This window comes from Parabacteroides sp. KHUB-03 (genome assembly GCF_056640975.1).
Genome location: NZ_CM153257.1, coordinates 2,389,377 through 2,410,805, shown reverse-complemented (window position 1 = coordinate 2,410,805; position 21,429 = coordinate 2,389,377). Strand labels below are relative to the sequence as shown.

The 21,429-nt window shown below is 39.4% G+C and carries 21 protein-coding genes and 1 pseudogene; 12 read left to right on the top strand and 10 right to left on the bottom strand.

Going from position 1 to position 21,429, the window contains the following annotated elements; all coding sequences use genetic code 11:
- Positions 1-140 precede the first annotated feature (140 nt).
- Positions 141-1,349, top strand: coding sequence for a hypothetical protein (locus ACYIB7_RS10320; RefSeq protein ID WP_480336980.1), 1,209 nt, complete (start codon positions 141-143; stop codon positions 1,347-1,349).
- Between the two features lie 25 nt (positions 1,350-1,374).
- Here ACYIB7_RS10320 and ACYIB7_RS10315 read toward each other — a convergent pair whose 3' ends face one another.
- Positions 1,375-2,079 carry a murein L,D-transpeptidase catalytic domain family protein gene (locus ACYIB7_RS10315; RefSeq protein ID WP_103982258.1) on the bottom strand — a complete coding sequence of 235 codons (705 nt, stop codon included), beginning with the start codon at positions 2,077-2,079 and terminating at the stop codon, positions 1,375-1,377.
- 34 nt (positions 2,080-2,113) lie between these two features.
- A complete protein-coding gene (locus tag ACYIB7_RS10310; protein WP_480336978.1) occupies positions 2,114-3,124 on the bottom strand; it encodes a L,D-transpeptidase in 1,011 nt (336 codons plus the stop codon).
- Between the two features lie 208 nt (positions 3,125-3,332).
- Here ACYIB7_RS10310 and ACYIB7_RS10305 point away from each other — a divergent pair, with 208 nt between their 5' ends.
- The 8 genes and pseudogenes from ACYIB7_RS10305 (at position 3,333) to ACYIB7_RS10270 (ending at position 11,167) form a co-directional block, all read left to right on the top strand.
- A complete protein-coding gene (locus ACYIB7_RS10305) occupies positions 3,333-3,881 on the top strand; it encodes an FHA domain-containing protein (RefSeq protein WP_103982256.1) in 549 nt (182 codons plus the stop codon).
- A 247-nt stretch (positions 3,882-4,128) separates the two neighbouring features.
- The gene (locus ACYIB7_RS10300) at positions 4,129-4,272 is read left to right on the top strand and encodes a hypothetical protein (protein ID WP_480336977.1); all 144 of its coding nucleotides are present in this window, start codon (positions 4,129-4,131) and stop codon (positions 4,270-4,272) included.
- Positions 4,230-4,379: pseudogene (locus ACYIB7_RS10295) on the top strand (MFS transporter); the annotation flags it as partial. The gene ACYIB7_RS10300 and the pseudogene ACYIB7_RS10295, both read left to right, overlap by 43 nt.
- Positions 4,380-4,438: 59 nt before the next feature.
- Positions 4,439-5,887, top strand: a complete 1,449-nt coding sequence (locus ACYIB7_RS10290; RefSeq protein ID WP_103982255.1) for a TolC family protein — start codon at positions 4,439-4,441, stop codon at positions 5,885-5,887.
- 12 nt (positions 5,888-5,899) lie between these two features.
- On the top strand, positions 5,900-6,889 hold the full coding sequence (locus ACYIB7_RS10285; protein ID WP_480336976.1) for an HlyD family secretion protein: 990 nt from the start codon (positions 5,900-5,902) through the stop codon (positions 6,887-6,889).
- A gap of 15 nt (positions 6,890-6,904) precedes the next feature.
- Entirely contained in the window at positions 6,905-8,071 is a 1,167-nt protein-coding gene (locus ACYIB7_RS10280; RefSeq protein ID WP_480336974.1) for an ABC transporter permease, read from the top strand.
- A gap of 2 nt (positions 8,072-8,073) precedes the next feature.
- A complete protein-coding gene (locus ACYIB7_RS10275; RefSeq protein WP_103982253.1) occupies positions 8,074-9,264 on the top strand; it encodes an ABC transporter permease in 1,191 nt (396 codons plus the stop codon).
- Between the two features lie 178 nt (positions 9,265-9,442).
- Positions 9,443-11,167, top strand: a complete 1,725-nt coding sequence (locus tag ACYIB7_RS10270; RefSeq protein ID WP_103982252.1) for a tetratricopeptide repeat-containing S1 family peptidase — start codon at positions 9,443-9,445, stop codon at positions 11,165-11,167.
- A gap of 69 nt (positions 11,168-11,236) precedes the next feature.
- Here the strand turns inward: ACYIB7_RS10270 and ACYIB7_RS10265 are convergent, their stop codons facing one another.
- From ACYIB7_RS10265 to ACYIB7_RS10230, 8 genes are all read right to left on the bottom strand, one after another.
- On the bottom strand, positions 11,237-11,944 hold the full coding sequence (locus ACYIB7_RS10265) for a phosphatase (protein WP_103982251.1): 708 nt from the start codon (positions 11,942-11,944) through the stop codon (positions 11,237-11,239).
- A gap of 122 nt (positions 11,945-12,066) precedes the next feature.
- The gene (locus tag ACYIB7_RS10260; RefSeq protein ID WP_200817928.1) at positions 12,067-12,189 is read right to left on the bottom strand and encodes a DCC1-like thiol-disulfide oxidoreductase family protein; all 123 of its coding nucleotides are present in this window, start codon (positions 12,187-12,189) and stop codon (positions 12,067-12,069) included.
- A gap of 28 nt (positions 12,190-12,217) precedes the next feature.
- Entirely contained in the window at positions 12,218-13,075 is an 858-nt protein-coding gene (locus tag ACYIB7_RS10255; protein ID WP_103982249.1) for a nitroreductase family protein, read from the bottom strand.
- 318 nt (positions 13,076-13,393) lie between these two features.
- The gene (locus ACYIB7_RS10250; protein WP_103982248.1) at positions 13,394-14,395 is read right to left on the bottom strand and encodes a GGGtGRT protein; all 1,002 of its coding nucleotides are present in this window, start codon (positions 14,393-14,395) and stop codon (positions 13,394-13,396) included.
- A 6-nt stretch (positions 14,396-14,401) separates the two neighbouring features.
- Positions 14,402-14,593 carry a hypothetical protein gene (locus ACYIB7_RS10245; RefSeq protein ID WP_099465050.1) on the bottom strand — a complete coding sequence of 64 codons (192 nt, stop codon included), beginning with the start codon at positions 14,591-14,593 and terminating at the stop codon, positions 14,402-14,404.
- Entirely contained in the window at positions 14,586-15,278 is a 693-nt protein-coding gene (locus ACYIB7_RS10240; RefSeq protein ID WP_099465051.1) for an iron-sulfur cluster assembly scaffold protein, read from the bottom strand. The genes ACYIB7_RS10245 and ACYIB7_RS10240 overlap by 8 nt, the downstream gene beginning before the upstream one ends.
- A gap of 424 nt (positions 15,279-15,702) precedes the next feature.
- Positions 15,703-16,824 carry a redoxin domain-containing protein gene (locus ACYIB7_RS10235; RefSeq protein ID WP_480336970.1) on the bottom strand — a complete coding sequence of 374 codons (1,122 nt, stop codon included), beginning with the start codon at positions 16,822-16,824 and terminating at the stop codon, positions 15,703-15,705.
- Between the two features lie 105 nt (positions 16,825-16,929).
- Positions 16,930-17,763, bottom strand: coding sequence for a CvfB family protein (locus ACYIB7_RS10230; RefSeq protein WP_099465054.1), 834 nt, complete (start codon positions 17,761-17,763; stop codon positions 16,930-16,932).
- Positions 17,764-17,964: 201 nt separating this feature from the next.
- Here ACYIB7_RS10230 and ACYIB7_RS10225 point away from each other — a divergent pair, with 201 nt between their 5' ends.
- From ACYIB7_RS10225 to ACYIB7_RS10215, 3 genes are read left to right on the top strand one after another with little or no spacing between them, the layout of a single operon-like run.
- Positions 17,965-18,786, top strand: coding sequence for a polysaccharide biosynthesis/export family protein (locus ACYIB7_RS10225; protein ID WP_103982246.1), 822 nt, complete (start codon positions 17,965-17,967; stop codon positions 18,784-18,786).
- Between the two features lie 3 nt (positions 18,787-18,789).
- Positions 18,790-20,367 carry a GumC family protein gene (locus tag ACYIB7_RS10220; protein ID WP_480336969.1) on the top strand — a complete coding sequence of 526 codons (1,578 nt, stop codon included), beginning with the start codon at positions 18,790-18,792 and terminating at the stop codon, positions 20,365-20,367.
- On the top strand, positions 20,367-21,422 hold the full coding sequence (locus ACYIB7_RS10215) for a glycosyltransferase (protein WP_480336968.1): 1,056 nt from the start codon (positions 20,367-20,369) through the stop codon (positions 21,420-21,422). Before ACYIB7_RS10220 ends, ACYIB7_RS10215 begins: the two co-directional genes overlap by 1 nt.
- The last annotated feature ends 7 nt before the right edge of the window (positions 21,423-21,429 follow it).

The window sequence follows — 21,429 nt, the reverse complement described above, 5'->3', positions numbered from 1 at the left end:
AATGAATATAATCATAATAATGTTTTTATCGATTCATAGTTATAATTTTTAAAAGTCATAATTATGAATTAGTTTTTGTTTTAAGAGCTGCTGTAATTCTGGTTGGTATGTGCTATCTTTATAACTTCTAAAAGAAAATCATGGAATTGAGAGAAGATAAAATATCATTTGCTGATATTAAACAATACTTATCATTGCTTATAAATGATATAGATGAAATAGGTAAACTTGAATTTAAAACATATAAAGGCTGGTGGATTTATTCTTTGTCACTGGTGATTTTGTTTTGTACCCCATGTGTAATTATATTACTTATTACTGGTTTCTTATCAGGCAATATGCCTTATGAGTTGTTGGTTTCTGTTTCCTTCCTTCCTTTTATGTTTGGTCTCCCATTGGTGTTGTTGCTAACTTATATTAATAATTACAGAAAGCCAAAGCTTTTAAGAAAACTGATGTTTGACGTTTTGGAACGCTATGATTGGGACGAGCCGATAAAACAGGTCGAACAAGCTCAGTTCGAATGTATAAAAAATGATTATGTTTTCAGAACGGGAATTTATCAGGAAAAGGATAAATCGGGACGGGAAAAATTGCTTATTTGTATGGTCATTCCTTATTATTTGCCTGTTACTCCCGGAAAAGAGGAGGAATATATAAAGAATATAGATGCCTATCTGGATGGTAAATGTATTTTTTTGATTCAGTCTGATATGGCTTATTTCGGAGTACCGGTAAAATTATTTCCGAAACTAGACTTACATAATGATATAGAACAATTGCTTTATGTAGTACAACGTTTTTCTTTGCATCCGTGTACTCTCTATAGTTATAAGGATATTGTAACTAAAGTGCCGGTTACATGCGAAATCCTGGCATTGACTGTTTTCGGAGAGGATATTATTAATCAAAGATGGGTGGAATGGGCTAATGATATGCTTAAAGCGGGCTTTATTAATAAAACGATGAAGTGTTTAGCTTCTGGTGCTTTTCCTGATAATCAAACGGATTTGAAAGAACGAGTGAATGTTCTTATCCGGGAGTTTAATATGGAACAAACCAATGAAGAAGTATTGAGTAATTATATATGGTTTTTGTTAATGGAACAAGATCGTGGAAAACGGTCTGTCTTAGAGGTTGTACAGTGTCTGGATGATTTGTACTTGTTATCCGGGATACCGGAATTATATGATTACCACTTGCTGTTTAACGCAAAGACAGCTTTGATAGGAAGCGGAAAGCAAAACTTTTGGGTTAATTATGAATTGTCGGTCGATAATGTAGATTCTTATATTCTGTCTAATTTATATAGATTATTGGAGAATAAACTTACTTCCCGGACTAAGTGAGAATTATGTTTTTGTCATCTTCCGGTCACGATGTTGGATTGCCGGAAGATAAAAAACGACTTTGACTCAGGTATTTGGGATCTTCTGCATAAATAAAAAGAACCGTTCCCCCTTTTATTGTATTGATAATGGGTTTACATAAAGATTGTGGCAAGGCCGGACATCCGAAGCTACGCCCCAAACGACCGGAAGCAATTGCGGAAGGGTTAGCATAATCTGCTCCATGAATTACGATAGCGCGTTCTTTTGCATTGTCGTTTATTCCTTTCTCTAATCCGTTAAGTATAAGAGAATAACCGTTTTTGCCTTGATAGGTGTTTCCGGTGATATAGAATCCTAATGAACTTTTATAGGAACCGTTTTCATTGGAAAATGAGGTGGCATAATTGTTTCCGCTATTTTTTCCGTGCGATACAAGTGAAGAGAATAGGAGTTTATGATGTTTGATGTCAAGTACATATAATCGTTCTTCGGTGGATGGTTTGGTAAAATCAATCAGTGTAATGATGCCTTTGTCTTTTCTGTCAATTTTCTTGAATCCGGTGTAAGCTTTTTCAAATGCAATGTAGTTAATATGGTTTTCCAGCCCCATAATTTGGTAAAGCTTCCGGCATTCTGAAGTTGCAGAATATAAATCAGGCTTGGGTAAGTCATATTTGCCGGTATTCCGGGTAGACATGTAGTTGGCCGGTATGAAAAGCAGACACAGATATAATATTAATTTTAGCATAAACAGAAATAATAATGTCGCAAAGATATGATTTTTACTCTAATACAAAAACAATTGTTTCGTTAACAGGTGCCCAGCCATATATAAATTTCGCGTGAGACGTTGCATTTCGTACACACATGTGGGAGCGGGGAGTTGTACCCAATGACGGACTGTATTCTATCGGTGCGGTACGGGGTGCATTTACCGGAACCCCATGTATATAAGCTCCGTCGGTGAAACGACTGGCATAAGGGGCAAAGCCTCCGGTTTCTTGTGAACCGTCCACGAGATAGATCATTTTGGGTTTCTTTTCTTGAATAACAAAAATCCCTAATGGCGTTTCTTGAGCATAAGGAGGCCTGTGCAGACCGGTAGTTGATGGATTCATACTTCGTACAAGCCATTTGCCGTTTGCTTTTTCCAAAGTTGCAATGTTCTGATTATGACGGTCAACAAAGATGGCTTTATTAAATGTTACCGTATCGTTGATCAGCCCGATATATCTTTGGGGAACCATCCATTCTCCGGGAGTATAAATGGTTTCTATCTGTATAAAATTACCGTCTTTTCCTTTTATGCGTACTAATTCTCCATCATGTCCGTATTTTTCAGGGATAATTGTATCTGATAATAAATAAAGAGGTGCCGACTGATAGCGTTCTATCCCTAGAGTGTCGGACACTCTTTTATATGCGTTTCTTATATAGTTGCGGATAAGGGGCGCTTCCCCGTTCCTGTTCTTATAGTTTTGCAGTATTCCCCATTGGGATGGTTTCTGCTGGATTGTTTCAAGCAATGCCAGGTTTTTACGTATTTTATCCCATTGAAATTGACGGGTGGTATCTTTATAGGGATATGTATCTTTTAACGTGTGTTTGTCATAAAGCAAGTCTTTTTCTATTGTAATATTTTCGGCATGTATAGCTTTTATTGTATCAGCCTTTTCTGTTTTAACGGAATCCTGAATTTTTATATCTTCATTGGGTACAATTTCCTTTTGGGAAGGCGTACAGTTGTAGAATATACTTAGACAGGTAATGAGCGAGGGGATGAGGATTTTCATTCTTTTTATTCTGTTTTTATTACTGACAATGTAAATATATCAATTTTTCCCGATTGATACGCTGACTTAATTAAGACCATTTTGTAAGGTGAATTGTTCATTATACGGATAGTCATATCTGATTATTCAAATCTAAAGTATGCCTCCGAATGCAAAAAAGCGTGTATCTTTGTATCGAATTAAAATACGAATCATTTCAGTATAGAATATGAAAAGAGTTTTCTGCCCTAAATGTGATAATCAATTATCGTTCGACGAAACTAAATATCCGGAAGGAAAAGTTCTTGCATTTGTCTGCCCTCAATGCGGTTCTCAGTTTAAGGTGAAACTAGGACGGAAAGTGGTGCGCACAAAGACAGGGGAGGAAGAGGAAGTAAAAGAACCTGATTTTTCTTGCGGTTATATCTCTGTGATAGAGAATATATTTGCTTTTAAGCAAGACTTACCTTTGGTTTTGGGAGACAATGTAATAGGCCGTCGTAATAAAGATACCGATGGTGTGGAAGTTCCTGTTATTACCAGTGATCCCAGTATGGGACGTAAACATTGTGTTATTAATGTGAAACAGGATGCCAGAGGGAAATATATTTATACTTTACGCGATTTTCCCAGCTTGACAGGTACATTCCTCCGGAGTGTTTTATTAGGTAAAAAAGAACAGGTAAGGATTGGCGAAGGTGCCGTTATTACACTTGGTGCTACGACTTTCATACTTCATACACCGGATGGGGAAGAGGAAGATAATTTTATAGGATAAATATCTTCAGTGGCTGCATCTTTGTGAAATTGATCTTTAACATCGGGGTCGGAATGATGGCAGATAAGGGGATTTTGGCGTTTGTTTTGGGAGTGATAGTTATCGACTTCCTTTCAATTCGGAATGCAGCACTGAAGAATATTTATAATCATATATACAATTTAGTTTTGACGTTCAAATATTAAACAGTCTGGGATAGATTTGGCTCAATACCGTTAACGTAAAGAATCAAAAAGAAAATAAATAAATGAGAGAAACAACTGCGCCGATAGTCAATAAAACCGTATTTCACATCCTGGTGGCTTTGAGTATCGGCCATTGTATGAACGATATGGGTGAAGCCATATCGGATTTGCATTTGGCGTGGCGGGCATTGCATCTGCTGTTTTAGGTAATATGGCAGACCGCTTCGGAATTGAGGCTGTTTACAATGTTTGTGCCTATATGCCGTTGTTAGATTTGGTTACGTGGTTCTTGCCCGATCTAAGGAAGCGTTGAACAATCATCACTGAGCATCTGTTATAAACCAAAACTTAACGCACAAAACTAATTTTGCTATGGTTAATAATATAGCCTGTTACGGCATGCTATTCCTTTCTTTTTTCCCGGTTTCTTTGATTGCTCAGGAAGAAAAACTGGAACTAAGTTTGGAACAATCCATGGAATTGCTTCATAAAGAGAATAAAAGTCTGAAGATTGCCGGCAAGGAAGTGGAGTTAGCCCGTAATGAACATCAGAGACTTAATTCGTTTTGGTATCCTTCGCTTACTGCTGCGGGCGCTTATGTCCATATGTCTAATCCGGTAGAGGTTAAGCAGCCGTTGGATCAGTTTACCGAACCGGCAAAGGATTTTGTACATACCATTTTGCCGGATGACCAGTTTATCTCATCTATTTTGGATAAAATAGGAGCTAATACTCTTACATTTCCATTGGTTTCTCAGAATCTGACAACTATCGATGCAAACATTACCTGGCCTGTTTTTACTGGGGGAAAGCGTATTTATGCCAATAAAATCGGGAAGACGATGGTGAATCTGGCAGAAGTAAACCGTAATCAGGTAGATGCTACCCAGCAAGCCTTGTTGGTAACCAATTACTTTGGACTACGCCTTGGGCAGCGTGTTGTAGATGTGAAAGAGGAAACTTTTACATCTTTGAAGACTCACTATGAACAAGCCCTCAAATTAGAACAAAACGGCATGATTAATCGTGCCGAACGTCTTTTTGCCCAGGTTAGTATGGATGAGGCAAAACGTGAGCTTGAGTCTGCCCGTAAAGATTTGTCTGTTGCTCAGCAAGCACTAAAAGCCTTGTTGAACATGGAGTCTGAAAAAGATATACAGACAACTTCTTCTTTATTTATAAATGACGTGATTCCTCCTGCACAATACTTCAAAGAACAGATTCCTACAGGAAATTACTTGGTAACCCAGTTGAAATTACAGGAAAGCATGGCTCATGATGAATTGCAGATAGGGCGTTCTGCTTATGTTCCTAATATTGCATTATTCGGAAAGCAAACATTATATGCGCACGGTGTAGATAAATATCTTATGCCTCGTACAATGATCGGTGTTGGTTTTACCTGGAACATCTTTGACGGATTGAACCGGGAAAAAAAGATTCGCCAGGCTAAGCTTGCCAGCCAGTCTTTAGCTTTAGGAAAAGAAAAAGCGGTGACCGACCTGGAAGTTGGCGTAGATAAATTCTACTCGCAAATACAGAATGCACTGGATAATGTTAAAGCCCTGAATACAACAATGGAAATGAGCGAAGAGCTTGTTCGTATTCGTAAGAAATCTTTTCAGGAAGGAATGGCTACATCTACCGAAGTAGTGGATGCCGAAGTGATGCTCTCTAAAGTAAAGACCGCTTTTTTGATGGCCTATTATCAATATGATGTTGCCCTTATTAGCTTGCTTTCTGTTTGCGGAACCCCTGAAGCGTTTCAGCAATACAAAGCAGAGGGTAAGACTGAACATTTTATATTCTCTGAAGATTAAAAACGTTAATTTATGGATAAGACAAGGAAATATTTAAGTATCTCTTTTATTGTGATACTCGTAGCAGTTGTGATTATATCGGCTGTCGGTATGGCTTTATTGGGTAAAAAGCCTGTAATATTGCAAGGACAGATAGAATCAACAGAAATCCGTATATCGGGTAAGCTTCCCGGTCGTATCGATACGTTTCTTGTGGAGGAAGGGCAATTTGTAAAACAGGGTGATACCCTTGTTGTTATAAACAGCCCCGAAGCACAGGCGAAGTATCAGCAGGCAAATGCAATGGAAGATGTTGCCATTTACCAGCACCAGAAGGTCGATGAAGGGACTCGTAAGCAAATTATCAACTCCCTTTTGCAGTTGTGGAATAAATCTAAATCCGATTTGCAATTGGCCGGTACAACTTATAAACGGATTCAGGCTTTATATAAAGATAGCGTTGTTACTTCCCAGCGTAAAGATGAAGTGGAAGCTCTCTATCAGGCCGCTGTTGCTAATGAAAAGGCGGCACACAGCCAGTATCAGATGGCTGTTGAAGGTGCTCGGTTGCAGGATAAGGAAAGTGCACGTTCGTTGGTGCAAGCTGCTCGTGGAACGGTAGAGGAAGTAGAAGCACTGTTGCAGGATGCACGTTTGACTGCTCCTGAATCCGGGCAAATTTCTACGATATTTCCTAAACGGGGTGAGTTGGTAGGAGCCGGTATGCCGATTATGAATCTGGTTGTGTTGGACGACGTGCATGTCGTATTAAATGTCCGTGAAGATCGTTTACCCTTCTTTAAAATGGGCGGTACATTTCTGGCAGATGTTCCGGCAATCGATAAGAAAGGGATTGAATTTAAAATCTATTATATCAGTCCTCTTGGCAGCTTTGCCACCTGGAAATCTACAAAACAGACCGGTAGTTACGATCTTCGTACCTTTCAGTTGCATGCGTCTCCTACCTCAAAAGTGGAGGGGCTAAGGCCGGGTATGTCTGTACTTGTGGAATTTGAAAATTGAATAATCGTAAAGAGTATGACGTATTTTGTTTCGGTTCTCACAAGAGAGATGAAGAGGATGGTTTCCCGTAGGCTTTACTTCGGGGTATGCATCATTCTGCCTCTATTCTGTGTGCTTTTCATGGCTACAATCTTTGGGAACGGTCAAATGGAAAATATTCCGATAGGAATAGTAGACCAGGATCAGACCGGGATGTCGCGCGAGGTTACCCGCCAGATCGGATCTGTTCCGACTTTTCGCGTTACTGCACATTATACGGATGCAGAAGCTGCCCGAAAGGCTACACAAGCAAAAGAAATATACGGTTATTTAGTCATACCTTATCAGTTCGAGGCAAATGCTACGGCAGGTCGTGAGGCTGTTTTGTCGTACTACTATCATTATGCTTTATTGAGTGTGGGAGGCGAAGTAAGGTCGGCATTTGAGACTACTTTGCGTACTTTATCAATGGCTCCCGTTGTAGCACAAGCTACGGCTGCGGGAGTAGGGGTGGATCAGGTTACAACTTTCCTGCTGCCTGTTAAATCGAGCAGTCATCCTTTATTCAACCCCGATTTGGACTACTCCGTTTATTTGAGCCAACCCTTTTTTTATATCTTCTTTCAGGTAATAATATTGCTTGTGACTGTTTATGCCGTGGGAAGCGAAATCAAGTTCAAGACAGGAGATGAATGGATTACCTCGGCCGGTGGGAATATGGTGATAGCCATGTTGGGGAAGTTGCTTCCTTATACGGTTATCTTCAGTATCATGAGCGTGTTTGCAAATTATGTCTTGTTCGGAGTAATGCACATACCTTTTTCCTGTGGGTTCTGGCCGCTTAATCTTGTTGCTATCCTGTTTGTTATTGCTACACAGGCGATGGCGGTGTTTATCTTCTCGCTTTTTCCTGCAATTAGTATTATTATCAGTATTGTCTCTATGGTGGGATCTTTGGGGGCAACTTTATCGGGGGTAACTTTCCCGGTTGCTTCCATGTACGCTCCGGTTTATTATACTTCTTTTCTTTTCCCGGTTCGGCACTTTGTGGAAATATGCCAGAACCTTTTATATGGCGATTATGGATTTGCTTATGCCTGGCAGAGTATAGCTTTATTGTTTGTTTATATACTGCTTGCTTTGCTGATGTTGCCACATTTGAAACATGCTGTATTAAGTCATAAGTATGAAAATATTGAGTGAATATGAAGAAATATCTAGCAGATATAGCAGAGATTATATATGATGAATTTCGTGTAATCAGTACCAGCTACTCTATTTTACTGGTTCTGATAGGTGGCATATTTGTTTATGGCCTTCTTTATAATTACATGTATGCTCCGGATGTGGTGCGCAATGCGCCTGTTGCCGTGGTGGATCATTCTCACAGCGAACTAAGCAGACAGTTTACCCGTTATCTGAATGTAACGCCTCAGGTAGAGGTGCTGACTAACGCCGTGGATTACACAGAAGCGCAGGATCTGATGAAGCGTGATCAGGTGGTTGGTATTGTTTATATTCCGGATGATTTTGAAGATCGTGTTTCGCGCGGCGGACAGTCTGTTTTTATTATGTATGAAACTACCAGCGCATTTCTTTATTATATGTCGATGCAGGAAGCTTCTGCAGCAGCTATGCTGGCCCTGGATGAAGACTACCGCCCCAATATGATGGTATTCCTGCCGGAACAAGCGGCTTCGCAGCTGGCTATGGCTCAGCCAATCACTGTTGTCGGAACCGCACTTTATAATCACACGGAAGGTTATGGTTCTTATCTGATTCCGGCAGTATTGATTATTATTGTTTTCCAAACACTAATGATGCTTATCGGAATGATAAGCGGGAGAGAACGGCATACGGGTTCTATAGCCCGGTTTGCTTCTCAGGGACTCTCTTTCGGACGTATGGCGCGGGTGGTAGCGGCTAAGACGTTTGTTTATGTTATGCTTTATGCTATTTTTTGTTGTTTCCTTTTAGGACTGATTCCCTTGTTGTTTGGTATGCCGGCTATCGGAAATCCGTTCGAAATCGTCATGTTGCTGATCCCTTTTCTTCTTGCTACCAGTTTTCTGGGATTGGCTGCATCCCTGTTTTTCACAGACTCGGAAGCACCTCTGTTGATGATTGCGTTTTTTTCTGTCGGGTTAGTCTTTCTTTCAGGCGTGTCTTATCCTTTGGAACTGATGCCGTGGTATTGGAGGGTTGCCCACTATATTCTGCCGGTCTCGCCCGCAACATTGGGATATGTGCAGTTAAGTTCAATGGGAGCCTCTTTATCCCAGATTTCGGTGGAGTATATTACGTTGTGGATACAGTGCCTTGTTTATTTCGTTCTGGCTTGTTTTACCTATAAATATACAACAGGAAAGGTGAAGCACTCCCACGGCATAAGGTGAGACATTCCCACGGCATAAGGTGAGACACTCCCACGGCATAAGGTGAGACACTCTCACGGCATAAGGTGAGACACTCTCACGGAAAGGTAGGATATTATCTATATTTTCTGTACAGTTATGGCCTGTGCTCTAAAATTATCCCTATTTTTGCCAGGTATATCTGATAACATGAAATAAAATGAAACGAGTACTACTATTTTTGGTGATATGTTGCCATATCCTGACACTGGCTGCCCAGAAAAAAGCTCCTAAATGGATGGGGAAGGAAAAGAATGCCGTATTAACGGTTACTACGTATAAAAAAGACAATACGGTACTTCATAAAGGACTGGGATTCTTTGTCAGTGAATCGGGAGAAGCCCTTTCGGCCTATTCTCTTTTTAAGGATGCACAAAAAGCAAATGTAACTGACGCGGCAGGCAATACCTATCCGGTAACTTTTATTATTGGTGCAGACGAATTGTATGATGTCATAAAAGTACAGGTATCTGTCCCTAAAAAGGTATCTTATCTGCCGTTGGTTTCAGAAGCCTTGCCGGCTGGTACAAAAGTTTATTTGATGCCCTATTCTACAGGTAAAAATATTGCTTTTAGTGAGGGGCAGATTACAGAAGTCTCCAGACTGAAGGACTCTTACAGCTATTATAAAATAAGCTTTCCACTAATGACAGGACAGTCTAATGCTCCAATGCTTACGGAGAATGGCGAAGTGTTCGGGCTTGCACAGGATGATGCTTCCGGCAAAAATGCAAATTCGTATGCTGTTTCGGCCAGATATGCCAATAGCCTGGCTCTTAAGTCGTCGGATGCTTTTAATACGGTCTATACTTCGATCGGAATACGGAAGGCATGGCCGGCATCGGCGGATGAAGCGCTGGTTTCTCTTTATCTTATGGCCGGTACACAGAATGCAGAAGAATACCTGAATACGTTGAATGATTTTATTGCCCGCTTCCCGAATGTTCCCGAGGGATATCTGAATCGTGCTTCACATTATGCATATAACCGTGCTGTGCTGGCTTCCGGCCCGGCTGAAGAATCAAAACTCCTTGCTTTGGCTTTGGAAGATATTAACACTTCCGGAAAGTATAGTAAAAGCAAAGGTGATATGTGGTTTAACAAGGCCAAGCTAATTTACGGCGTGTCTGCCGATTCTACTTTAAATGATAAAAACTGGACTGTGGATGCTGCTTTGGAATCTCTTCAACAAGCTATAAAGGAAGACGATCAGCCTGTTTATCACCAATTGTTGGGTGATATTTATTTTGCACGCAAGAATTATGAAGATGCATATGCAAATTATATGATAACCAATAACAGTAACGTGGCTTCTTCTGCTTCTTATTATATGGCAGCAAAAGCAAGGGAGAACATGCCAGGTGCTAATTTGGGCGAATTAATTATGTTGTTGGATAGTGCTATTGCCAAAAATAGGCCTACGGCTTCTGCGGAAACAGCGGAGTATGTGCTCGAACGTGTGGAATTGCGAATGAAATTAATGCAATATAAAGAGGCTGTAGACGATTACGATTTATATTATCGTCTTATGGGAGGGCGTGTATCCGATGCTTTCTTCTATTATCGCGAACAAGCCAAATTCCGTTTAGGCGATCTGGCCGGTGCTTTGAAAGATATCCGGGAAGCTATAAAGATGAGTCCGCAAGATCCGAATTATTATGCAGAAGAAGCTTCTATATATATCCGTATGCAAACTTGCGATCAGGCATTAGCCAGCATAGAAAAGGCGTTAAGCATTGCACCTGACTTTGCTGCCTGTTATCGTCTGAAAGGAGTATGTTTCATTAGACAGGAAAAGAAAGCCGAGGCATGCGCTGCATTTCAAAAGGCGAAAGAGCTGGGCGACCCCGTTGCTGATAAATTAATTCAGGAACATTGTAAATAACAGAAGACTTACAGGTGGCAGAAATATGAAAGATGCTATGTCTTAATACTAACTGCCACCTGCCGGTTCTTAATTTATAAACGCTTTAAAGTAGTTTATTTTATCATTAAGGATGAGGCTTTCGGGAAAATCTGTTTCCATTAGCAATTCGTTAATATGATCGTAGCATGCAATGTCAAAACTGATGTGCGCATCACTTCCTAATATCACCGGTATATCATACTTCTTGCATAGTTTCAATATCTCAATATTGTTTTTGCGTGCCGATGGCTTATTTCTTATCGGATTCAATGAACTATTGTTAATCTCCAAAAGCGTACGACTTTCTTTAGCGGCTAATACAATTGGTTCGAAGTTCAACAACGCAGTGCCGTCTCCCGGATGACTGATTATATTGATGGCCGGATTGCGAATAGCTCCAATCATAGCTGAAGTGTTTTCGTCTATTGTTCCCGGGGTATAGCAAAGAGAGTGTATACCGGCAATCTTAATGTCAAGCATCGGAAAATAGCTTTCCGGTAAATCTACCGAACCTTTGTAATCAATAATATTTAGCTCCGCACCAAGTAATAATTCGACGCCGTACATTTGACGGGGAACAACATGCAAATTACGGAAATAAATCGGATCGCAAGTCCCTGGAATACCTGGCGAATGCTCTGTTATTCCGAGTACTTTTAATTTCTTTTCAGCAGCAGCCTGTGCCATTTCCTGTAAGGTGCTAAAAGCGTGCCCACTGGCTGTTGTATGTGTATGTACGTCTAACAAAATATCCATGTTCATTGTATTTACTCTATTGCAAAGATATGAATTAAACTAATTCCAAATATCTGGTGTTTGCTCGTATCTCTTTTGTGAATGTCAAGTCGTGCGATACAACCAATATAGTTCTTCTATACTCATTCATAACAGTGGTAATGCATAAACCGGAATACTGCTTTTTTATCCCTCTTAATTAAAAAGCAGACTACTCCGTTGCATAGATTGCAGATACCATCGAACAATATAATGTTGGGATACACAGCTATTATTGTTTATAATGCATTGGTTTTATATGAGTTGATATTTGGCGGGCTTTCTGTCTGCATATTTAGGATATCGGAAAGCTGGCATACCCAGCGCCATGATAGCGTGAATTTTTCCATCTATTCCCAGTCCTTTTGCCAAAGTATCTTTTTTTTCTTGCTTGATAGCTGTAAGAACAAAACCCATATATATTTGACTTACACCTAGAGCCTGTGCCATTAAAGATGCGTTTTGGTATGCCAGATTCGAATCCTCACTCCCAAACCGGTTAGATTTAGGCGTATGAATAAACAGCAGTGCTGTCGCTTTTCGGAGAATCGGATCATTGCCGGCTGCATGTTCCTGTTTTAGACGTTCAAATGTAGGTACATATTTATATACATCTTTCATAAATGGCTTCAGCAGGCACTTTATAACTGGATTTAGTAAAAATTTAGCCAAAGAGTTAAATACATTGATCGTGTAATCGCTTACCTGACGGAGCTTTGCCGGATCTGTAATTACCGTGAAAGATACTGTTTGTGCATTTGTGGCGGTAGGCGCACAATTGGCTGCTTCCACAATTTTGTCCAGCATCTCTTTGGGTACAGGCCGGGTAGTGATGGTACGGTTGGAACGGCGGGATTTTATCAGTTCCATCAACCGGTCCGGATCGGGCATATAACTGTAATCAATTGTGTGAACATTTTCCAACGGAAATTCACTGTGCAGAACAGAATTTGTGGGACAGACGTCCACACAATGACCACATACAATGCAACTGTCGATATATTGTAACTCAATCGCTTCTTTGTTTTTTTTCTGGATAAAGATGTTAGCAGGACATACCTGTACGCATTTCTTACACTTTATGCATGTATTCTGTTCAATACTTAGTGTCATGATTGTTTTTGATTTGATATGCAACAAATGTATCAATAAATTTCGGATAAGAAAATGCTGTATGAAAATGGAATTACGACTATTTTTATACTACTCCAAAAGATTATTAAAAAACGCTGCCTATTTATTAATGTCACGTATGTAAGCGGCAGGCACACCTGCTACCGATAGAATTCGGTTCTACATCCTTTGTTACCACTGCTCCTGCAGCTACAATAGCATATTACTACTCTACATACGAGATCACTCGTGCCCTAAAAACAAAAATCCCCATAACTCATCGAGTTACGGGGATATATTGTATATAGAAGTCTCTAATTACTTCTTCATTGCTTGCTCAATAGATACCGCGATAGCAACTGTAGCACCTACCATCGGGTTGTTACCCATACCCAGGAATCCCATCATTTCTACGTGAGCAGGAACAGATGAAGAACCAGCGAACTGAGCGTCACCGTGCATACGGCCCATTGTGTCGGTCATACCATAAGAAGCAGGACCAGCGGCCATGTTATCCGGGTGTAAAGTACGGCCTGTACCACCACCTGAAGCAACAGAGAAATACGGATGACCGTTTTCCATACATTCTTTCTTGTATGTGCCGGCTACCGGGTGCTGGAAGCGAGTTGGGTTAGTTGAGTTACCTGTGATAGATACGTCAACACCTTCTTTACGCATGATAGCAACACCTTCGCGAACATCGTCAGCACCGTAGCACTTTACTTTTGCACGCAGACCGGTTGAGTATGCTTTTTCTTCCACAACGTTTACCTCTCCAGTCATATAATCAAACTGAGTCTGAACGTAAGTGAAACCGTTTATACGAGAAATAATTTTAGCAGCATCTTTGCCCAGACCGTTCAGAATGACGCGCAACGGTTCTTTGCGAACTTTGTTTGCCATTTCAGCGATCTTGATAGCACCTTCGGCAGCAGCGAATGATTCGTGACCAGCCAGGAATGCGAAACATTTTGTTTCTTCGCGCAACAAGCGTGCAGCCAGGTTACCGTGTCCGATACCTACCTTACGGTCTTCGGCTACTGAACCGGCAATACAGAATGCCTGCAAACCGATACCGATAGCTTCGGCAGCATCAGCAGCATTTGTGCAACCTTTCTTGATAGCAATAGCAGCACCTACTACATATGCCCAACAAGCGTTTTCGAAACAGATTGGTTGAGTTTCCTTACACATTGTATAAGGATCGATACCTTTAGCGTCGCAGATAGCTTTTGCATCTTCGATACCGTTGATACCATATTCTTTTAAAACCGCGTTGATATTATCAATACGACGGTCATAACTTTCAAATAAAGCCATATTATTTTATTTTTTTAAATTCTTATTTACCAGGAATAAAGATACCAGAAAATTGAAAACAAGCACACCTCCGCAGCAGGCAACATAAAAAGCCAACCAGGGCTTTTCCGGCTTTATTACGAAATAAGCGATTGCCGTTCCCACAACTGTTATTGCAGTAAGTCCCAGCAGGACGCGTGTCAGTGTTTTCTTATTCATTACGAGGATCGATATATTTTACAGCTTCTTTGAAACGACCGTAAGAACCTTTCGCTTTTTCCAGTGCTTCGTTAGCATCGATACCCTTCTTAACCATATCCATGAATTTGCCCAGGTGGATAAATTCATAACCGATTACTTCATCGTCTGCATCTAATGCCATACGGGTGCAGTATCCTTCTGCCATTTCCAGGTAACGTACACCTTTTGCCAATGTGCCGAACATTGTTCCAACCTGACTACGAAGACCTTTTCCCAAATCTTCCAAACCTGCGCCGATTGGCAGACCACCTTCTGAGAATGCAGACTGAGTACGACCGTAAACGATCTGCAGGAATAATTCACGCATTGCTGTGTTGATAGCGTCACAAACAAGGTCTGTGTTCAATGCTTCCAGCAATGTTTTGCCCGGAAGAATTTCTGAAGCCATAGCAGCAGAGTGAGTCATACCTGAGCAGCCGATAGTTTCTACAAGGGCTTCCTGAATGATTCCGTCTTTAACGTTCAGAGTCAGCTTACATCCACCTTGTTTTGGTGCACACCAACCGATACCGTGAGTCAAACCAGAGATGTCTGTTATCTGAGTTGCTCTAACCCACTTTCCTTCTTCAGGAATCGGAGCACACTGGTGGTTAGCTCCCTTCTTTACAACACACATGTGTTGAACTTCATGTGAATAAATCATAATCGCTAATTTATTATATTAAAGTGATAATAAAAATTTATGCTAATTTAATACTAAGTACAGCTATTGGAAATCCGCGCAAAGATAAAATTTTTAATTTAGCCCTGCAACGGCAAGGTTCGTTATTTGTTCTGGTCGTTAAGATTAAGTAACGTATTATTCAGAATTATTAGCCAGCTTACGGGAGCTATCTTGAGCAGACATAGGCGTGTAAGATTATAGTTTGCTCAAAGTTAGGAGAAAAATAAGAAAGGTGCAAAATAAGGATTGTTTTTTATAATCATCCCGATCATTTTCAAAAATCATCTCGATGAATTATAAAAATGACCGGGATGATTTTGTAATAAGAAAACGGGCTATTCCATAAGCAAATTATTACTTGCAGAATAGCCCGTTGGCTGTTTATTTTAGAAAAAAGTTTTTCTTATTTGACTACTTCTTTAAGCTTGGCATTCAGTTCGTCGCCGTGCAGATTCTTAGCAATGATTGTACCGTCTTTGTCAACCAGTACTGTGTGTGGAATACTATTTACACCATAAAGAGCTGCACCAGCATTCTTCCAGCCCTGAAGGTCTGACAATTGAGGCCATGTGATATTCAGGTCTTTTACACCTTTTGCCCACGCATCAGCATTGCTGTCCAATGAAATACCAATAATTTCGAAACCTTTGTTTTTATATTGCTTGTAAGCATTAACCAGATTAGGCATTTCGCGACGGCATGGAGGGCACCAGGAAGCCCAGAAATCAATAAGAACTACATTCTTACCATTTCCTACGTATTCGGATAATTTATGCATTTGTCCTTTTGCATCAGCCATTTCAAAGTCGGTAAATTGTTTACCTACTGCCACATTCTTCAGAATGTTAAGATGATCTATCATTGCATTAATACCCGGAACAGTCTTGAATACGGAGTCTGCCTGCGCAATGATGTCATTCTGTTCATCTTCTGTTAAGTTGTAGCGGAAGTCATAGAACAATTTAGCAGCCGACTGTTTGTTGTTGTTGTCTGTGATATAAGATTTTACGAATGAAGTTACAGCAGCATCAATCTCATCCAATTTCTTTCCTGCAGCTTCGGCAACTTCTTTATCTTCCGATTTCATGTCTTTTATCAGCTTATCCCAGTCTTGACGGGTTGCCTTTATTTTATCCTGCAGTGTTGCCAATGCATCATTTTCGGGTGTCCCTTTTACAGAAGAAGAAGGGCCTAACGTTGCCTGAAGTTTACCGTTTTCCAAAATGAATGTGGCAGAGAAGGGGGCGTTTTCTCCTGTATTGGCACGAACAGGTTCTACTACATCTTCTGCAAAACGAAGCGTGCGAAGAGCCGGTGTTTCTTGTGTACCTTTTAAAGTGAAAGTACCGTTTTGTACCAAAGCACTGTCGAGTGGTGCTGCATCGTTAGAACCGTATGTATATAAATATACATATTTCCCATTCAGGTTGGAGTCTGAAACTGTACCGGTGATATCATATCCCGGTTTTTCACTACAAGCCATCAATAAAGCGGCGGAAGCAGCAAAGAAAAGATACTTTTTCATTTGTTTATCTGTTTAAGTGATATGTTATTAATATAACTTTCCAAAGATACAAAGAGTTTATAAATACTTATTGGCAATGCAGAATAATTAGATAAAAACGTATTCTCACTCTTTTAGTCGGATTCCGTTCTCTTCTATAGAGATAAGCCCTTGTTTGTATAAAGCTCCGATGGCTTGTTTGAATGCTTTTTTGCTACAACGGAACAAGGAATAGATAACATCAGGCTCGCTTTTGTCGTGTACCGGAATGTAACCGCCTTGTGCTTTCAATGATTCTAATATGGTACCGGTTATACCTTCTACCTTTTTATAACCTAGGGGAGTAAGGCTGACATCTATTTTTTCGTCCTCGCGAACATCTTTTATATATCCTTTTAAATGTTCTCCCTTTTCGAGCCGGCGAAATACTTCATTGTGATAAATTAACCCCCAATGCGAGTTGTTTATAATGACTTTGTATCCGATTTCGGTCTCTTCTGCAACCAACAAATCCACTTCTTGATTGTGTTCATACAAAGGAGGTGTATTGTTAAGGAATTTATCGATACGTGCGGAAGCCATGATACGTCCCGTAACATGGTCAAGACGTACATATACAAGATACCATTTACCTTCTCTCATTGGCATTTTTTGCTCTTTGAAAGGAACAAGCAAATCTTTCATAATACCCCAGTTGAGAAAAGCCCCGGTATTATTAACTGATTTTACTTCCATGTATTGAAATTCGCCAACCAAAGCTAAAGGTTTGGCTGTTGTTGCTATAATGCGCCCTTCGTTGTCATGATAGATAAACACTTCCACTTCGTCTCCCGGTTTTACATTCTTCGGAACATAACGTGCCGGAAGGAGAATTTCCAGATCGTTTCCGCCATCCAGATAGACTCCGAAATCCAAATCCTTAACTATTCTAAGGGTATTATATTTTCCAATTTCTACCATAAATCAATTTGTTTTGTGACAAACATACGCAATAATTCATGAAAAAGCCCTAAAACCGTTGATAATTTTAGCCCTGCATGCAGCAATATATCGGGTATTGCATCGTTATTAATGTAACTTTGAATTTAGGAACAATTATTGTTGTTTTCCGCTGGTTTAAAAGTCGTATATTTGCACCTTATTTGAATATTAGTAAAGTTTATGAGAGTGAAATTAGTATCAGTAGTAGGAGTCGTATTGCTAACTTTATTGTTAGGATCGTGTGGGACGCCAAAAGATGTCATTTATTTCCAAGGAGTAGATTCGTTGACACCGGAACAAAAAGAAGCTATGAACCAATCATATAATACAAGAATAGTTCCGGATGATTTATTAAATATCACTGTTACGGCATGGGATCCTTCTGTGGTAACACCGTTTAATCCTCCTACGTATGCTTATTCACAACAGGGAGATCAACCCGTTTTTGCATCTCAGTCTTTATATAATTATCTGGTAGATAAAGATGGTATGATTAATTTTCCTGTGTTGGGCATGTTGCATGTTGCCGGGATGACCAAGCAGGAGCTGAGCAAGATGTTGGAAGAAAAGATATCTAAATACGTAAAAGATCCATTGGTAAATATACAAATTTCAAACTTCAAAGTGACTTTGATGGGAGAAGTTAACCGACCGGGATCGTTAACTGCACGTAATGACCGTTTGTCTATATTGGATGCTATCGGCCAGTCTGGCGATTTAACGATTAATGCAAACAGAAAGAATATCTTGATAATAAGAGATGAAAACGGACAAAAGGAAATGGCGCGTTTGGATTTAACTGATCCTGCAATATTTGCTTCTCCTTATTATTACCTGCGTCAGAATGACGTTATATATGTTGAACCTAATAAGGCTAAAAAGAAAAACGCACGTTATAGTCAGGCTCAACAATATAATATAACTGTATTTTCTTCTGTGATCAGTGCTGTGTCAATCATAACATCAATGGTTATTACAATTATTAATACTTCAAAGAAATAAATCATGAGCAATAAAGTTATTGATAATGAAACCGTGGAATTGAAAAACATCATTGTTTACTATATACATCAGTGGAAATATTTTGTAGGGGCATTTATTGTGTCTATAATTCTGGCTATACTTTACTTATTATTATATCCAAGGACCTATGGAATGTATGCCAGTGTGCAGTTACAGGAAAATAAAGATTTAATAGGAGGAGGTATTTCTATGGGAGAAGCTTCCGGATTAATGAAATCTTTTGGATTAAGTTCTGGTAATAGCGGAGGGATAAATATAGATGATGAAATAATGACATTTTCATCAAACTCTCTCTTTAGTAAAATGATTTTGGAATTGGGTATTAATGTATCATATACCAAACCCTTTTCATGGCATAAATTGTATACAAATTCTCCATTGGTAGTTACAGCCGATTCTTTAACAATGATGTCGTTGAGTGATAGGGTGGCATTAAAGGTCTCTGTGGATGCCAAAGGAAATATAACGGTTAAATCTTCTAAAGGGAAAGAAATATTTTCTTCTTTGCCTGCAAAACTGGAGTTGCCTCAGGGAGAGTTTACCATAGATTTTAGAAATGGACCTAAGAATTCGTTTGATCTGGATATTCTGATACAACCTGTACGTTGGGTTGCCGAGGATATGATTAATGGCTTTTCAATAGAAGAGGTGTCTAAACTTTCAAATATGTTGGAATTTACCTGTGATGATCATGAAAAGCAAAGAGGAATAGATATTTTGAATACACTGGTTAGAATATATAATGAGCAATCTGATAGTTATAACAAGACAGAGTCAAAGAAAACAATTGCATTTTTAGACACTCGTATTGCCACTGTTGTTGAAGATCTGAATAAGACAGAAAGAGCTATTGAAGAATATAAGTTGAAGAATAAAATGACTGCGATAGAATATGATGTTCAAATGTATTCGGAGCAGATGAAAGAGCTTCAGTCTAAAATTATAGAGATGGAAGCACAGTCTCAGGTTGTTAATTTAATGGATGCTTATGTAAAGAATCCGGATAATAAATATAATCTGGTTCCTTTAATGCTATCTCAAGATGCAGAAGGGAGCCCGTTGGTTGCCTATAATGATGCTTTGCTGGAAAGGAATAAGATGTTACAGAACTCAAGCTCGGATAACCCGTTGATTTTGCAAATGAATGAGAAGTTGGACCGGTTGAGGGAGAATGTCTATTTAACTATAGCTAATGCCCGTAATGGAATGATTTCTACTTTGACGGATTTAAGAAATAAAGAACAGCAGTTGTTAGGTAGGATAGGCTCGGTACCTATGCAGGAACGTGTTTATGTTGATTTTAAAAGGCAGCAGGAAATAACACAGGCTGTATATCTTTTGCTATTGCAAAAAAGAGAAGAATTGGCTTTGTCAATAGGACTCGATCAAACGAAAGCGAAATTGATAGATACGGCGTTTGTTAAACAATATCCGGTTGGTCCGAGAAAATTGTATGCGGGATTGTTTATCATTGTATTTACATTGGCTATTCCTGTAGGAGTATTGTTCTTACGTGATCGTTTAAAAGAATTGATAGGTGCTTATAAACAATCGGTTTAATGTTTGTTACTCATTTAATTTGTTCATTTACAACGGGTGGGGCAGAAACAATGCTGGTGGATATTGTAAACCGGCAGGTTGCTGAAGGGCATCGTGTTACCTTAATTGTAATAAATGATTTGGTTGAAGAGCGTTTATTACGATCGTTGGATAAAAAGGTACAGGTTGTGCGAATAGGCAGAAAGCCAGGTAGCCGTAACCCATTCTTGTTTTTATATTTGAATATAATACTATTCAGGTTGCATGCAGATATCTTACATTGTCATGACTGTGTAATAGGAGGCATGTTACTTCCTGTTTTCAAAAAAAAATTGTGTTTGACAGTCCATACAGTTGGGGTCAGTGATAAGTATTTTTCTCGTTTCGAGAAAATTGTTGCAATTTCAGATTCTGTAAAACAAGATATAACGAAGCGTACTTTATTTTGTCCGGAAATAATATGGAATGGTATACATATTGACCGGATCAAAAAAAGAAAATCTTTGGAGGTATCTTCTCCTTTTCGATTAATAATGGTAAGTCGATTGGATCATTTAGTAAAAGGACAACATGTTTTATTGAAAGCTCTTGACTTATTGGTTAACAAGTATAAAAGACCGGTGTCTTTAGATTTTGTAGGTGAAGGTAAATCTGAAAAATATTTGCGATCTTTAGTTGAAAAATATAAATTGCAAGCTAATGTGAATTTTCTGGGTTTGAGAGACAGAAATTATATTTATACACATTTGCATGAATATGATTTGTTTGTTCAACCTTCTATTTACGAGGGGTTTGGCTTAACAGTTGTAGAAGCAATGATTGCAGGGATTCCTGTTTTAGTTTCCGGTGATGGGCCTACAGAAGTTGTTGGGCAGGGAAAATATGGATATTGTTTCGAAAAAGAAAATGCCGAAGAGTGTGCAAAAAAGATAGACTGTATTATACAGGATTATGCGGGTTTGGACAATTTCGTATATAAGGCTTCTGTATATGCCGGAAATCAGTATTCAATACAAGCAACAGTATGTGCTTATCAGAATTTGTATGAATCGATGACAAGTGATAAAGCAAAGTGAAACAGGT

Coding starts and splice junctions, on each gene's coding strand:
- ACYIB7_RS10320 (WP_480336980.1), top strand. CDS start 141: ATGGAATTGAGAGAAGATAAAATATCATTTGCTGATATTAAACAATAC.
- ACYIB7_RS10315 (WP_103982258.1), bottom strand. CDS start 2,079: ATGCTAAAATTAATATTATATCTGTGTCTGCTTTTCATACCGGCCAAC.
- ACYIB7_RS10310 (WP_480336978.1), bottom strand. CDS start 3,124: ATGAAAATCCTCATCCCCTCGCTCATTACCTGTCTAAGTATATTCTAC.
- ACYIB7_RS10305 (WP_103982256.1), top strand. CDS start 3,333: ATGAAAAGAGTTTTCTGCCCTAAATGTGATAATCAATTATCGTTCGAC.
- ACYIB7_RS10300 (WP_480336977.1), top strand. CDS start 4,129: ATGAGAGAAACAACTGCGCCGATAGTCAATAAAACCGTATTTCACATC.
- ACYIB7_RS10290 (WP_103982255.1), top strand. CDS start 4,439: ATGGTTAATAATATAGCCTGTTACGGCATGCTATTCCTTTCTTTTTTC.
- ACYIB7_RS10285 (WP_480336976.1), top strand. CDS start 5,900: ATGGATAAGACAAGGAAATATTTAAGTATCTCTTTTATTGTGATACTC.
- ACYIB7_RS10280 (WP_480336974.1), top strand. CDS start 6,905: ATGACGTATTTTGTTTCGGTTCTCACAAGAGAGATGAAGAGGATGGTT.
- ACYIB7_RS10275 (WP_103982253.1), top strand. CDS start 8,074: ATGAAGAAATATCTAGCAGATATAGCAGAGATTATATATGATGAATTT.
- ACYIB7_RS10270 (WP_103982252.1), top strand. CDS start 9,443: ATGAAACGAGTACTACTATTTTTGGTGATATGTTGCCATATCCTGACA.
- ACYIB7_RS10265 (WP_103982251.1), bottom strand. CDS start 11,944: ATGGATATTTTGTTAGACGTACATACACATACAACAGCCAGTGGGCAC.
- ACYIB7_RS10255 (WP_103982249.1), bottom strand. CDS start 13,075: ATGACACTAAGTATTGAACAGAATACATGCATAAAGTGTAAGAAATGC.
- ACYIB7_RS10250 (WP_103982248.1), bottom strand. CDS start 14,395: ATGGCTTTATTTGAAAGTTATGACCGTCGTATTGATAATATCAACGCG.
- ACYIB7_RS10245 (WP_099465050.1), bottom strand. CDS start 14,593: ATGAATAAGAAAACACTGACACGCGTCCTGCTGGGACTTACTGCAATA.
- ACYIB7_RS10240 (WP_099465051.1), bottom strand. CDS start 15,278: ATGATTTATTCACATGAAGTTCAACACATGTGTGTTGTAAAGAAGGGA.
- ACYIB7_RS10235 (WP_480336970.1), bottom strand. CDS start 16,824: ATGAAAAAGTATCTTTTCTTTGCTGCTTCCGCCGCTTTATTGATGGCT.
- ACYIB7_RS10230 (WP_099465054.1), bottom strand. CDS start 17,763: ATGGTAGAAATTGGAAAATATAATACCCTTAGAATAGTTAAGGATTTG.
- ACYIB7_RS10225 (WP_103982246.1), top strand. CDS start 17,965: ATGAGAGTGAAATTAGTATCAGTAGTAGGAGTCGTATTGCTAACTTTA.
- ACYIB7_RS10220 (WP_480336969.1), top strand. CDS start 18,790: ATGAGCAATAAAGTTATTGATAATGAAACCGTGGAATTGAAAAACATC.
- ACYIB7_RS10215 (WP_480336968.1), top strand. CDS start 20,367: ATGTTTGTTACTCATTTAATTTGTTCATTTACAACGGGTGGGGCAGAA.